The organism is Acidocella sp. (assembly GCF_013044125.1).
Taxonomy (GTDB): Bacteria; Pseudomonadota; Alphaproteobacteria; order Acetobacterales; family Acetobacteraceae; genus Acidocella.
Map to the genome: position 1 here is coordinate 1 of NZ_JABEVC010000043.1, position 13,561 is coordinate 13,561.

The following is a 13,561-nucleotide window of genomic DNA, read 5'->3' on the forward strand; positions in this document are numbered from 1 at the left end:
CAACATCATCATGACCGATGGTACGGAATTCAAGACCATGTCCTGCATGGGCAAGGCCGGCGACACGCTGCGCCTGGATATCGACCCGAAGTCTCACCCGGCGTGGACCGGCGTGCAGCGCGTGATGGACACCGGCGGTCAAGTTGCCAAGTTCAACAAAAAATTCGCTGGAATCGGCACCCGCAAGGGCTAACGCCCTGCCCCAGCCCTATCGCGAAAAAACCCACGGGCTGCCTCGTGGGTTTTTTTATGTCCGCAGCCCGGGAGGAAGAACATGTCCGCCACCGCCACGAACCAGCTGGTTGAAACCTACTACCGAACCTTCAACACCGGCGCGCGGGAGGCGTTTCTCGCGCTGCTCACCGAGGATGTCGTCCACGGCATCAACCAGGGCGATGAGCAGCGCGGGCGGGAGCTGTTTCGCGCGTTTCTGGCGCGGATGGACCATTGCTACCGCGAGGAGATCCGCGATGTTGTGGTGATGGTCAACCACGACGGAAGCCGGGCGGCGGCGGAATTTGTGGTGCATGGCACTTATTTGAATACCGATGAAGGGCTGCCCGAGGCGCGGGCGCAGCGCTACATCCTGCCCGCGGGGGCGTTTTTCGCCATCCGGGACGGCAAGATCGCCCGCATCAGCAATTATTACAATTTTCCGGAGTGGACCCGCCAGGTTGGCGGCGGCGTGTAGTTTAAAGGGCGGTGCGCCGTATCATTTAAGGGGCGGCCTGCGCCGTATCACTGTTAAGGGGCGGCCTGCGCCGCCAATGTGGCGCGATAGGTCTGGATGTTGCGCAGCTGCGTCTTGAAATTGTCCGCGAACACATGCCCGCCGTTGCCGGTGGCGACGAAGTAGAGCGCCTGCATGGCGGCGGGGTGCAACACAGCCTGGATGGCGGCCAGGCCGGGCGCGCAGATCGGCCCCGGCGGCAGACCCGCATGGAGATAGGTGTTGTAGGGTGACGGGCTGGCGAGATCGGCGCGGGTGATCGCCAGGCCGCCGGAGGTTTGCCCACCGCTCGCGGCGTAGATGACTGTGGGATCAGCCTGGAGGCGCATGCCCAGGGTCAGCCGGTTCTCATAAACGGCGGCGATTTCAGGTAGTTCCGCCGCAACCGGGGTTTCCGACTGTACGATGGAGGCGAGGATGAGCGCCTGTTGCGGCGATTGCAGCGGCAGCCCGGGGGCGCGGTGCGCCCAGGCCGCCGCCAAGCTGCGCCGCATGGCTTTTTGCGCCCGCGCCAGAATGGCCGCGCGGCTTGTGCCCAGAGTGAAATCATAGGTTTGCGGCAGCACTGAGCCTTCGGCCGGGACGGCGGCGCTGCCGCTGGCGGCGGGGGCGGCATTGATGATTTTGGCGATTTCCACGCCCGTCAGCCCCTCGGGGATGGTGACCTGGTGCTGCACGGGCGCGCCATGGCGCAAAATTTGCAAAATATCCGCCAGGCTGGAGCGCGCGGGGATAAAAAATTCACCCGCATGCAGCGGGCCATCCGCCCGGGTGAGGAACACCGCGATGCGGAAGATGAGCGGATGGCGGATGGCGCCGGCACGCGAAAGTACGGCGCCGGTGGCGGCGATGCCGCCCGGCGGGATCACCAGATCGGCGCTGGTTTGCAATGGGCCGGGACCATTGAAGCTTTGCCCCACCGCCATGTGCCCAAGGCGGAGCAGGACCAGCAAAGTGACAAGCAACAGGATGATGCGCCCGCGCAGACGTGGCAATCTGGCGTTCATGCCGGGCTGGCCGGAGGGTTAGCGCGCAACTGCGGCCTCAGAGCGCCCTTTTGAACAGGATGGAGGCATTGGTGCCGCCAAAGCCGAAGCTGTTGGAGAGTGCGACGTTAACCTTGCGCTCCTGCGCCTTCAGGGCCACGCGGTCGATCACGCTGGCGCGGCTTGGCTCATGCAGGTTGAGCGTAGGCGGGACGATGCCATCGCGGATGGCGAGGATGCTGAAAATCGCCTCAATGGCACCGGCGGCGCCGAGCAGATGCCCGGTGGCGGATTTGGTGGAGGACATGGCAAGGCCCTTGGCGGCGGCGCCGAACATGTTCTCGACCGCCTCCAGCTCCAGATCGTCACCCATCGGGGTCGAGGTGCCGTGCGCGTTGACGTATTGCACGTCCGCCGGGGAGAGGCCGCCGTTTTTGAACGCCGCCTTCATCGCGCGGAAGGCGCCGTCATGGTGTTCGGCCGGGGCGGTGATGTGGTGCGCGTCGCCGGACATGCCGTAGCCGCCGATTTCAGCGTAGATTTTCGCGCCGCGCTTTTTGGCGTGCTCGTATTCCTCGAGCACAACCACACCGGAGCCTTCGCCCATGACGAAGCCGTCACGGTCTTTGTCCCAGGCGCGGGAGGCTTCGGCCGGGCGGTCGTTAAAGCCGGTGGAGAGCGCGCGGGCCGCGCAGAACCCGGCAATGCCAAGCGGATTGACGGCGGCTTCCGCGCCGCCGGCCACCATGACGTCCGCATCGCCGAAGGCGATGATCCGCGCCGCGTCGCCAATGGCGTGCACGCCGGTGGCGCAGGCCGTGACGGCGGAGTGGTTGGGGCCTTTCAGCCCGTATTTGATGGAGACCTGCCCCGAGACCAGATTGATGAGGGCGGCCGGGATGAAGAACGGCGAGAGCCGCTTGGCGCGCCCTTCATGCACGGTGATCGAGGCGTCATAAATGGTTTGCAGGCCGCCGATGCCTGAGCCGATCATTACGCCGCTGACGTATTTATCTTCCTCGGTCTGCGGCACCCAGCCGGAATCCTCGATGGCCATGCTCGCCGCGGCGATGCCGAGATGGATGAAGCGATCCATCTTTTTCAGCTCTTTGACGGCGATCCACTCGGAGAGATCAAGGCCGCCATCGGCGGCTTTGCCCGCCGGGACCTGACCGGCGATTTTCGCCGTCAGCTCCGTGGTGTCGAATGACTCAATGGCGGTGATCCCGGATTCCCCGTTGATCAGCCTTTTCCAGACATGCTCAACACCAACCCCAAGCGGGCTGGCGATTCCCATCCCTGTTACGACAACACGGCGCATGCGAACTCCTCGAACGGGTATCGTTCAGTCAGCCTGATTATTCGGCTTTCTGCTTCTCGATGTATTCGATCGCGTCCTTGACCGTGGTGATCTTTTCGGCGGCATCTTCGGGGATTTCAACGCCGAAAGCTTCCTCGAACGCCATCACCAGCTCCACGGTATCCAGCGAGTCAGCGCCCAGGTCGTCGATGAAAGAGGCTTCCGTGGTGACCTTGCCCTCGTCAACGCCGAGATGCTCGACAACAATTTTCTTAACCTTGTCGGCGATTTCGCTCATAAAATTCACTTTCCTAGAACTTGTTTGGTAAAATCCCTTGGCGCAGAAAGCACCGCGGGAATACAATTTGGTTAATCTTCAGACGCCGCGCGCTTAGCACGGTTTATTATGCCACGCCAACCGCCCTTATAACATGGCCATCCCGCCATTGACATGCAGGGTGGCGCCGGTGACCCATCCGGCCTCCTCGGCGGCCAGATAGACCACGGCGGCGGCAATATCAGCCGGGGAGCCCAGACGGCCGAGCGGGATTTTGGCGGCCAGATCCGCACGCTGCGAATCGCTGAGCACATCGGTCATCGGGGTGGCGATGAAGCCGGGGGCGACGAGGTTGACGGTGATGCCGCGCGAGGCGACTTCCTGGGCCAGCGCCTTGGTCATGCCGATGAGCCCGGCCTTGGCGGCGGCATAATTGGCCTGGCCGGGGTTGCCGGTGGAGCCGACCACGGAGCCGATGTTGATGATCCGCCCGGCCTTGCGGCGCAGCATGAACTTGAGCGCCGCGCGGATCAGGCGGAAAGGCGCCGCCAGATCGACGTTCAGCACCTTGTCCCAGTCGGCGTCGGACATGCGCATGGCCAGGCCGTCCTTGGTCAGGCCGGCGTTGTTGACCAGGATGTCGACTTTGCCCATCGCGGCCTCGGCGGCGTTGATCAGCTCCAGCGCGGCCTCGGGCTGCGAGAGGTCGGCGGGGAGCACATGCACCCGCTCCGAAAATTCAGCTGCCAGCGCATCCAGCGCCTCGCGCCGCGTGCCCGAGAGCGCGACGGTGGCGCCTTGTTTGTGCAGGGCGCGGGCGATTTGCGCGCCGATGCCGCCGGAGGCGCCGGTGACCAGCGCGGTTTTTCCTGTCAGGTCAAACATCAGAGAACTTTCAGAAGGGCTTCAATGTCAGCCGGGGAGCCGGCGGAGGCGGTGGCGGCATCAGGGGTGATGCGCTTGACCAGCCCGGCCAGCACCTTGCCGGCGCCAAGCTCGATGAAGCTGTCAACGCCCAGGGCGGCCATTGTCTGCACGCTCTCGCGCCAGCGCACGGTGGCGGTCACCTGTTGCACCAGAAGATCGCGGATCAAATTAGGGTCGGTGGCCTTGGCGGCGCTGACATTGGCGACCAGCGGGAGCAGCGGCGCGCGCGGCGTGGTGTTGGCGAAGGCCTCGGCCATGGCGTCGGCCGCCGGGGCCATCAACGCGCAATGGAAAGGTGCCGAGACGGGCAGCAGCATGGCGCGCTTCACGCCCTTGGCCTTGGCTATTTCGATGGCGCGCTCGACAGCGCCCTTGTGGCCGGAGATGACCACCTGACCGCCGCCGTTATCATTGGCGCAGGCGACGATCTCGCGCCCGCTGGGGCCCATTTCGGCCTCGGCGCAGATTTCGCGGGCGGCGTCCAGCTCGACACCGAGCAGGGCGGCCATCGCCCCCTGCCCCGCCGGAACGGCGCGCTGCATGGCTTGGCCGCGCAACCTCAGCAGCCGGGCGGTATCAGCGATGGAGAACGATTCAACGGCGGCAAGCGCGCTGTATTCGCCCAGGCTATGGCCTGCGACCAGCGCCACTTTTTCCTTGAGTTTGATGCCGCCCTCGGCCTGGAGCACGCGCAGCACGGCGAGCGAGACGGCCATCAGCGCGGGCTGCGCGTTCTCGGTAAGGGTCAGCTCCTCAATCGGACCCTCGAACATCAGTTTCGAGAGTTTCTGCTTCAGAACTTCGTCGACTTCCTCGAAAACCGCGCGCGCGGGGGCGAAAGCGGCCGCCAGGTCGCGGCCCATGCCGACGGTCTGGCTACCTTGTCCGGGGAATATAAAGGCGTGAACCGCCATGTCATGGGTCTCCTCAATCGTCGGGCGCAACTAGCATGAGCCGCCGGTTCGTCAAAATTTCCGTTAAGCTCCGTTACAGCAGGCCGAGTCCAACCAGCGCGCGGCGCATGTCCTCGGGCATTTCGGCCGCCTGCGCGCCGCCTGCCGCCGCGAGATCGGGCGGGGCCTCGGCGGGCTCCAGGTAGCGCCAGCCTTGAAAGGCTTTTTTGGCGTGGCCCGCGACCTGTACCGGCACGGGGTCCAGCAGGAGCACGGCGCAACGGGTGCCGTCCTCGCGGGTGGCGGATTCGACTCCGAGGATTTTTTGACGCGCCTGCACGATGCCGCCGATCACCCAATAAAGGGAACCGCCGTCGCATAGTTCATCGGCGCGCTTGGGCAGGTTACGGGTTTGGTAGCGCAACGGCTGGCCGGCGGTGGCTCGGCTGGCCTGGAGGGCGGCGAGGTGCGCGAAATCGCGCACCCCGACGGCCAGTTTGATCAGGTGGATCAGTTTTTGGCTTTGTCGACCAGGGCGTTCTTGGAGATCCAAGGCATCATGGCGCGGAGTTTTCCGCCGACTTCCTCGATCGGGTGGGCGGCGGTGGCGCGGCGCATGGCCTTGAAGTTGGTCTGGCTGACCTTGTTCTCCAGCATCCAGTCACGCGTGAAGCGGCCGAGCTGGATATCCTCCAGGACCTTCTTCATCTCCTTCTTGGTCTCGGCCGTGATGATGCGCGGGCCGGTGACGTATTCACCGTACTCAGCGGTGTTGGAGATGGAGTAGTTCATGTTGGCGATGCCGCCCTCGAAGATCAGGTCGACGATCAGCTTCACCTCGTGGAGGCACTCGAAATAGGCCATCTCCGGCGCATAGCCGGCTTCAACCAGGGTTTCGAAACCGGCCTTGATGAGTTCCACCACGCCGCCGCACAGCACGGCCTGCTCGCCGAACAGATCGGTCTCGCATTCTTCCTTGAAGGTGGTCTCGATGATGCCGGCGCGGCCGCCGCCATTGGCCGAGGCGTAGGAAAGGGCGATGTCCAGCGCGTTGCCGGTGGCGTTCTGCGCCACGGCGACCAGGCTCGGCACGCCGCCGCCGCGCTGATATTCACTGCGCACGGTGTGGCCGGGGCCTTTGGGCGCGATCATGAACACGTCAATGTCGGCGCGCGGCTCAATGAGGTTGAAATTGATGTTCAGGCCATGCGCGAAGGCCAGCGCGGTGCCGGGGCGCATGTTGGGGGCGAGATATTCGCGGTAGAGATCGCCCTGGCCTTCATCGGGGGTGAGCACCATCACCACATCGGCCCATTTGGCGGCGGCGGCGGGGTCCATAACCTTCAGGCCCGCGCCCTCGGCCTTGGCGATGGCGGTGGAGCCGGGGCGCAGGGCCACGGCGAGTTCCTTCACGCCGCTGTCCTTGAGGTTCAGCGCATGGGCGTGGCCCTGGCTGCCGTAGCCGACGATGGCGACTTTCTTGCCCTTGATGAGGTTAACGTCGGCATCCTGGTCATAATAAACGCGCATGATACTAGTATCCCTGTTTTGCTTCTCAAACTGGCGCGTCACCTATTACTTTTTGCGCGCACTGTCACCTTTGACACGCGATACGAAAGAGCATGCCAGAACCCTGATTTACGCAATGATATTACTTAAAGCGGTGGTTTTTCGTAATTATTTGTGATCACTGACTGCCGGGGCTGGTTTTGCGCGCCGTGCCCGCCAGGCTGCGGTGTCCTCGCGCAGGCGCTGAAATACCGCGTAAAGCAGCGGAATGATGAAGATTCCCACCAGGGAGGCCGCGATCATCCCGGCGAAAACCGGGGTGCCGAGCGAACGGCGGCTGATCTGGGCCGCGCCGGTGGCGATGACCAGGGGGATCAGCCCGGCGATGAAGGCGATGGAGGTCATCATCACCGCGCGGAACCGCATGCGCGCGCCCATGACCGCGGCCTCTAGGATGGGCAGGCCCTCGGCGCGGCGCTCCTTGGCGAATTCGACGATCAGGATACCGTTTTTCGCCGCCATGGCGATGAGGGTGACCATGCCGATCTGGGCATAGAGATTGACGTTGAGGCCGCAGGCCCAGATGCCCGACAGCGCGCCGAACACCCCGATGATGACCGAGAGCAGCACCGGCACCGGAATGACCCAGCTCTCATAGAGCGCCACCAGGAACAGATAGGCGAACAGAACCGAGAGCAGCAGGATGGGCCCGGTCTGCCCGGAGGCGGCGTTTTCCAGATAGGCGGTGCCGGTCCATTCAAACGTGAAGCCGGGCGGCAGGGTGCGGTTGGAGATCTGCGTCATCGCCTGGATGCCGGACGCGGAGGAAACGCCGGGCGCCGGGGAGGCGATGACGGGGATTGCGTCGGTGTCGTTATAGCGCGGGATGACCGGGGGTTCGAGAATGGTGCTGATGGTGGCCAGCGCGCGCAGCGGCACCATCGCGCCGGAACTGCTGCGCACATAGCTTTGGTAGATGGAATCGGGCGTTGCGCGGTCAGCCGCGATGCCCTGGATGTTCACCTGCCAGACCCGGCCATAAAGGTTGAACTGGTTGACGTAATAGCCGCCGAGCGTGGCTTGCAGGGTTGTGTAGATGTCGCTGAGGTTGACGCCCAGGGCGGCGGCTTTGTCACGGTCTATGGTGAGCAACAGAGCCGGGGTTTGCGCGTTATAGGTGGAGAACACGCGGCCCATGCGCTTGTCCTGACCGGCGGCCACCAGCAGGCCGTTGAGCACCGCCTGCATGCGGGCGGGGGGCGCGCCCTCGGTGTTTTCCAGCTCGTATTGCAGCCCGCCGTTGATGGAGAGGCCCAGGATCGGCGGGAAGTTGAAGGCGACGAGCTTGGCCGTGCGCAGCTGGCTGCCGATGGCGAAGACGTGGCGGATGACCGCGTCAGCGCTGTTGGCCGCGCCGGGGCGCTGGGCGTAGGGCTTGAGGCGGACCACGAAGAAGGCGGCGTTGGATTCTGTGGCGAGGTCAAGGATCGAGAAGCCCATGACCGACATGACATGGCTTACCTGCGGCAGGGCCTCCAGTTTGCGCACCACGTCATCGGCCACCACCTGGGTGCGGTTGACCGAGGCGCCGGGTGGCAGGCTGATCTGGGCGAAAAAGGCGCCCTGGTCCTCATTGGGCAGGAAGCCGCCGGGGGTGATGAAGGCCATGGCGCCGGCGGCCGCGGCGAAGGTGGCGATAACCGCCAGGCCAAGCCAGGCCTTACGCAGGGCGCGGGTCACGATGCTGGTGTAGCCATCGCGCGCGCGGTCTATCCCGCGCAGCACGCCGCCCAGGAAACCGTGCGGCGTGTGACCGGGACGCACCAGCATGGCGCACAGAGCCGGGGAGAGGGTGAGCGCGTTGAAGGCTGAGATCAGCATCGCGACGCTGACGGTGACGGCAAACTGCCTGAACAGCAGGCCAGAGAGGCCGGGGATGAAGGCGATCGGCACGAACACGGAGAGCAGCACCAGGGAGATGGCGATGATGGGCGCGGTGATCTGGCGCATGGCCAGCTTGGTGGCCGCGCGGGGGGAGAGATCGGGCCGCTCGGCCATCACCCGCTCGACGTTTTCCACCACCACGATCGCGTCGTCCACCACGATGCCGGTGGCGACCACCAGGGCCAGCAGGGTGACCGTGTTGGCGGAGAAGCCGAAAGCCAGCAGCACCGCGAAGGTGCCGGTGAGCGCGATGGGCAGCACCACGCTGGGCACCACTGCGGCGCGCCAGTCCCCCAGGAAGAGGAACACCACCAGCACCACCAGCGCAAAGGCCGCGGCCAGGGTGCGCTCCACCTCCACGATGGTGTCGCGCACGAAGCTCGAGGTATCAAAAACCTTGGTGGCCTTGAGGGAGGGCGGGAATTTCTGCTCCAGCAGCGCCAGCTCCCTGGAGACGGCGGCGGAGGTGGCGATGGCGTTGGCGCCGGGGGCGAGATAGATGCCAATGGCCTGGCCAGGGTTGTTGTCTATCTTGTTGATGCGGGTCTGGGTCTGGGCGCCCAGCACCACATGGGCCACGTCCTTGATGCGCAGGAGCGAGCCGTCAGGGTTGGTGCGCAGCACGACATCGCCGAACTGGGCCGCGGTGGTCAGCCGGCCGTGGGATTCCACGGACATTTGCAACTGCTGGGTGCTGGCATTGGGCGGCACGCCGATGGCGCCGATCGGCGCCTGCACGTTCTGGCCGTCGAGCGCGGTGATGATGTCCTGCGGGGTGAGGCCAAGCTGGGTCAGACGGTTGGTGTCGTAATACACGCGCATCGAGTAGTTCTGCGGCCCGAACAGCATGACCTGGCCAACGCCCGGCACGCGCGAGAGCGGGTCCAGCAGGTTGAGGGTGACGTAGTTGGAGACCTGAAGCTGGCTGAGCTGGTTGCCGGTGCTGGAGAGAAACAGAAAGTCCAGCACGGCGGAGGAGCGCTTGATGACCGAGATCCCCTCGCGCTGCACCAGCGGGGGGAGTTGCGAGGTGGCCTGTTGCACCGCGTTGGTGACGTTCACCGTGTCAATGTCAGGGTTCGAGCCGACGCGGAAGCTTACCATCAGGGTGTAGCTGCCATCGTTGGCGCTGGTGGATGACATGTAGATTTCATCGTTGAGGCCGTTGATGGCCTCCTCGATCGGCTCGGCCACCGTCTGTTCCACCACCTTCGCCGAAGCGCCGGGGTAGTTGACCGTGACCATGACCTGCGGCGGGACGATGCTGGGGAATTGCTCGACCGGGATGCGGGTGAGCGCGATGACGCCGGCCAGGACGATGATGATCGCGTTGACGATGGCAAAGCGCGGGCGATCAATGAAGAAGGAGGAGAACATCAGCTCTGCGCCGCGGGCTGGGGTAGGACCTTCATGCCCGGATGCACCAGTTGAATGCCCTCGGTGATGATTTTATCCCCTGGGGCGACGCCCGCGCGCACCTGCACGGTGGTGTTGTTCTGCGGCCCCAAAGTAACGTTATGGCGCGTGACGATGTTGCCTGGCCCCACTTCCAGCACATAGTCACCCAGCTGGTCGGTGATGAGTGCGGCCAGCGGGATGACGATGCGCGGCTGCGCATGTTTGGCGCGCAGGATGACCGTGACGAATTCGCCATCGGTGAGGGTATGGTCCGGGTTGGGGATGCTGGCGCGCCAGGCCAGAGTGTCAGTGCTCTGGGTAACTTGGTTGTTGATGAAGTCGACATGGCCGGTATGGGCGTAGGTGGAGCCATCGGGCAATTGCACCTGCACGACCATCTGGCTGGCCTGGGCGCGGTCCTTCAGCGCATTGGCCATGGGCAGGGAGAAATCGACATACATCGGGTCCTCGGCGACGATGGTGGCCAGCACGCCGCTTTGCGGCCCGACCACATTGCCAACGTTGACCGCGGTGGCGCCGATGATGCCCGCGAGCGGCGCGCGGATCTGGGTGTAGCCGAGGTTGATCTGCGCGGTTTGCAGCTGCGCCTTGGCGCTTTGTACGGAAGCCTGGTCGGAGAGGTAGGTTGCCTCGGCAAGGTCAACGCTGGATTGCTGCCCGGCGGCGGTGTGCAGCAGCGCCTGCGCGCGTTGCAGCGTGAGCAGGGCGGCATGCGCCTGCGCCTGCGCCTGCGCCAATGCCGCCTGGGCCTGCGCGGCCAGCGCCTGATAGGGGGGCTGCTCGACGACGTAGAGCAGATCCCCCTGCTTTACGGCCTGGCCGTCGGTGAAGTTCTGCGACACCAGATAGCCTGTAACCCGCGCCTGGATGTTGACGATCTGAGGCGACTGGATATGCCCTACATAACTTTGCTGCGCGTAAACCGGCTGGCTGGCTGCGGTGATGACCCCAACGGCGGGGGGCGCGGCATGGCCGCCAAGCGCGTTCTGGGCGCAGGCGGGGCTGGCCGCCAGGCAGGCGAGCAGCCCGGCGGCAAAAATCTGTTTCATGTCAGTCTATCCTGCAGGCAGAGTGCGATGACGATGACACCAATATGGGCCGCGGGGGCGCGCGGTCAATGGATGGCGGGAGGGCGCTTGCCGGGCCGCGGTGACGAATATAATATGCGTGCGAACCAGAAAGATGCCGCCTTGGACATTGAAAAAATAAGAAACATGCGGCTCGGCACGGTTGAGCAGCGTTACGGCCGGCGGGAGGTCATCCTCTACGCGCTGGGCCTGGGGTATGGCGCCGACCCGCTGGATGCCGCCGAGCTGCCGTTTGTGTTCGAGGGCACGGGCGATGAGCTTCGCTGCGTGCCGGCCTATGTGAACGTGCTGTGCGACCCTGGTTTCTGGGCGCAGGACCCGCAATACGGCATCGACTGGGTGCGGCTGCTGCACGCGGAACAAGAGTTTACGATGCACCGGCCGATGCCGGCCTGCGGCACGCTGCGCGGGGAGCATCGCATCGCCGGGGTTGAGGACAAGGGCCTGGGCAGGGGCGCGCTGCTGCACCAGGAGAAGGAGCTGTTCGATGCCGACGGTGGCGAGAAGATCGCCACCGTGCGCTCCACACTGTTTTTGCGCGGCAACGGCGGCGAGGGCGGTTACGGCACAGCGCCCGCGGCGGCCGAACCGGTGCCGGAGCGCGCGCCGGACCGGGTGGTGAATATCCCCACCCTGCCACGCCAGGCGCTGCTGTACCGCCTGAGCGGCGACTGGAACCCGTTGCACGCTGACCCGGCGATTGCCCGCCGGGCGGGGTTCGATAAGCCGATCCTGCATGGGCTGTGCACCAACGGCATCGCCTGCCGGGCTGTTCTCGCGGCCTATTGCGGCAACGACCCGGCGCGTTTGCGCGGCATGTTCGTGCGCTTCAGCAAACCGGTGATGCCGGGAGAGACGATCCGTTTCGCGTTCTTTGAGGAGCCCGGACGCCTGCGCTTTCGCGCCATCGCCGTAGAGCGCGGCGCCGTGGTGCTTGACCGCTGCACCGCCACGTTGAATTGATGGCGCCGGATTTAGAGTCTGATCGTTTTTTAAGTGCGACCATGCTCTAAACTGTTTTCCGAGGGCGATTCACGTCTTCGGCTCGCTCATACGAGCGAACCTTCAACGATCACGCTCTAGAGGACTAGGATTTTGGGAAACCGGCTGCCAGACGACCCCGCGCCGTATTTCGGGACGCATGTGTTTGTGTGCGGCAACCGCCGCCCGGCTGGCCATGAGCGCGGCTGCTGCGCCTCGAAAGGCTCGGAGAAAATCCGCGACTATATGAAGGCGCGGGTGAAGGAGCTGAAGATACAAGGCGTGCGGGTGAACCAGGCGGGCTGCCTGGACCGCTGCGAGCTTGGCCCCTGCGCCGTGCTGTACCCCGAGGGGATATGGTACAGGCTGGACTCCTTCGCGGCGGTTGAGCAGGTGCTGGAGCGGCATATCCAGGCCGGCGGGCGCGTGCCGGAGCTGATGCTCCCCGAGGCATGACGGCAGAGCTATTCCCGTTAAGCACTCCGGGGCTGACGCAACTGCCAGGGTTCGCGCGCGCCGGGGAGGAAGCGCTGTTGAGGGCGGTGGAGACGGTGATCGCCATGGCGCCGTGGCGGCAGGTGGTGACGCCGGGGGGCAAGCCGATGTCGGTGCATATGAGCAATTGCGGCGCGGCGGGCTGGGTCTCTGACCGGCGGGGCTACCGCTACAGCGCGGTGGACCCGCTGAGCGGGCGCCCCTGGCCCGCGATGCCGGAGGGTTTTGCCCGGCTGGCGGCGCGCGCCGCGGCGGCGGCGGGGTTTGCGGGGTTTGCGCCCGATGCCTGCCTGATCAACCTCTATGAGCCCGGGGCGCGCATGAGCCTGCACCAGGACCACGACGAGGCGGATTTTTCGGCGCCCATCGTCTCGCTCTCGCTCGGGCTGCCGGCGGTGTTTTTATGGGGCGGCGCGGCCCGTGCGGACAAGGCTGCGCGCATCGAGCTGCACAGCGGCGATGTGGTGGTTTGGGGCGGGGCCGCGCGGCTGAAATTTCATGGCGTGCTGCCGCTGCGCGAGGGGGTTCACCCGTTGCTGGGCCGGCGGCGGATCAACCTGACATTCCGCAAGGCGTTATGAACGGCTTGCGGGCCAGAACCGCCTTGGTCCTGACCCGCAATACATATTTACAGAATCCGGGGTGACACCGCTTATTCTTCGGCCACGATGTCGGCAACCAGCGTGCCATAACCGGAGGGACGGTAGAAGATGATGCCGATGAGCAACCCGCCGACGCCGACGATCTTCACGGTCATATTGAAGGTCGAGAGCGCGTAGAGGCCGAGGACGATGAGGGCCAGGGCGCTGAGGAACGGGTATACGGCGTAGTGAATGAAGGTCCAGAGTGAGGTTTTGTAGCTGTCACGGTAGACCCAGGCGCAGACCAGCCCGGCCAGGCCGTAATAGTAGCAGACCTGCACGGCGATGGCGCTCACCGAATCGCCCAGGATGGTGGCGATGGAGGGCATGAAGCTGGAGATGAAGATCATCACCAGGCCGACGGCCAGCAG

Annotated in this window: 15 protein-coding genes; 5 read left to right on the forward strand and 10 right to left on the reverse strand. The window is 64.9% G+C overall.

All coding sequences use genetic code 11. The features are described 5' to 3' along the window. Positions 1–193: 50S ribosomal protein L31 (gene rpmE / locus HKL97_RS02215; protein ID WP_291422441.1), on the forward strand; the 193-nt coding region annotated here is incomplete at its 5' end. An 81-nt stretch (positions 194–274) separates the two neighbouring features. Beyond that, positions 275–691, forward strand: a complete 417-nt coding sequence (locus HKL97_RS02220) for a ketosteroid isomerase-related protein (RefSeq protein ID WP_291422443.1) — start codon at positions 275–277, stop codon at positions 689–691. A gap of 53 nt (positions 692–744) precedes the next feature. Here HKL97_RS02220 and mltG read toward each other — a convergent pair whose 3' ends face one another. From mltG to HKL97_RS02265, 9 genes are all read right to left on the reverse strand, one after another. Next, positions 745–1,737, reverse strand: coding sequence for an endolytic transglycosylase MltG (gene mltG / locus HKL97_RS02225; RefSeq protein ID WP_291422445.1), 993 nt, complete (start codon positions 1,735–1,737; stop codon positions 745–747). 37 nt (positions 1,738–1,774) lie between these two features. Continuing rightward, complete coding sequence (gene fabF / locus HKL97_RS02230) at positions 1,775–3,037, reverse strand: beta-ketoacyl-ACP synthase II (protein WP_291422447.1); 1,263 nt, start codon at positions 3,035–3,037, stop codon at positions 1,775–1,777. 37 nt (positions 3,038–3,074) lie between these two features. Continuing rightward, entirely contained in the window at positions 3,075–3,314 is a 240-nt protein-coding gene (locus HKL97_RS02235; RefSeq protein WP_284259294.1) for an acyl carrier protein, read from the reverse strand. Positions 3,315–3,440: 126 nt separating this feature from the next. After that, positions 3,441–4,178 (reverse strand): 3-oxoacyl-[acyl-carrier-protein] reductase, encoded by a 738-nt coding sequence (gene fabG, locus HKL97_RS02240; protein ID WP_291422452.1) that lies wholly within the window; start codon positions 4,176–4,178, stop codon positions 3,441–3,443. After that, complete coding sequence (gene fabD, locus HKL97_RS02245) at positions 4,178–5,134, reverse strand: ACP S-malonyltransferase (protein WP_291422454.1); 957 nt, start codon at positions 5,132–5,134, stop codon at positions 4,178–4,180. Before fabD ends, fabG begins: the two co-directional genes overlap by 1 nt. 73 nt (positions 5,135–5,207) lie before the next feature. Next, complete coding sequence (locus HKL97_RS02250; protein WP_291422456.1) at positions 5,208–5,666, reverse strand: DUF1489 family protein; 459 nt, start codon at positions 5,664–5,666, stop codon at positions 5,208–5,210. Beyond that, entirely contained in the window at positions 5,624–6,685 is a 1,062-nt protein-coding gene (gene ilvC, locus HKL97_RS02255) for a ketol-acid reductoisomerase (protein ID WP_291422458.1), read from the reverse strand. The genes HKL97_RS02250 and ilvC overlap by 43 nt, the downstream gene beginning before the upstream one ends. Positions 6,686–6,790: 105 nt before the next feature. Next, the gene (locus HKL97_RS02260) at positions 6,791–9,943 is read right to left on the reverse strand and encodes an efflux RND transporter permease subunit (RefSeq protein WP_291422460.1); all 3,153 of its coding nucleotides are present in this window, start codon (positions 9,941–9,943) and stop codon (positions 6,791–6,793) included. Continuing rightward, positions 9,943–11,034 (reverse strand): efflux RND transporter periplasmic adaptor subunit, encoded by a 1,092-nt coding sequence (locus HKL97_RS02265; RefSeq protein ID WP_291422462.1) that lies wholly within the window; start codon positions 11,032–11,034, stop codon positions 9,943–9,945. Before HKL97_RS02265 ends, HKL97_RS02260 begins: the two co-directional genes overlap by 1 nt. A gap of 141 nt (positions 11,035–11,175) precedes the next feature. On the opposite strand from HKL97_RS02265, the gene HKL97_RS02270 reads away from it, so the two are divergent. The 3 genes from HKL97_RS02270 (at position 11,176) to alkB (ending at position 13,130) form a co-directional block, all read left to right on the forward strand. Further along, entirely contained in the window at positions 11,176–12,036 is an 861-nt protein-coding gene (locus tag HKL97_RS02270; protein ID WP_291422464.1) for a MaoC/PaaZ C-terminal domain-containing protein, read from the forward strand. Between the two features lie 132 nt (positions 12,037–12,168). After that, positions 12,169–12,510 carry a ferredoxin gene (locus HKL97_RS02275; RefSeq protein ID WP_291422466.1) on the forward strand — a complete coding sequence of 114 codons (342 nt, stop codon included), beginning with the start codon at positions 12,169–12,171 and terminating at the stop codon, positions 12,508–12,510. Continuing rightward, complete coding sequence (gene alkB, locus HKL97_RS02280) at positions 12,507–13,130, forward strand: DNA oxidative demethylase AlkB (protein WP_291422467.1); 624 nt, start codon at positions 12,507–12,509, stop codon at positions 13,128–13,130. Before HKL97_RS02275 ends, alkB begins: the two co-directional genes overlap by 4 nt. 71 nt (positions 13,131–13,201) lie before the next feature. Here alkB and HKL97_RS02285 read toward each other — a convergent pair. Then, a partial coding sequence (locus tag HKL97_RS02285; protein ID WP_291422469.1) for a hypothetical protein occupies positions 13,202–13,561 on the reverse strand: 360 nt, incomplete at its 5' end.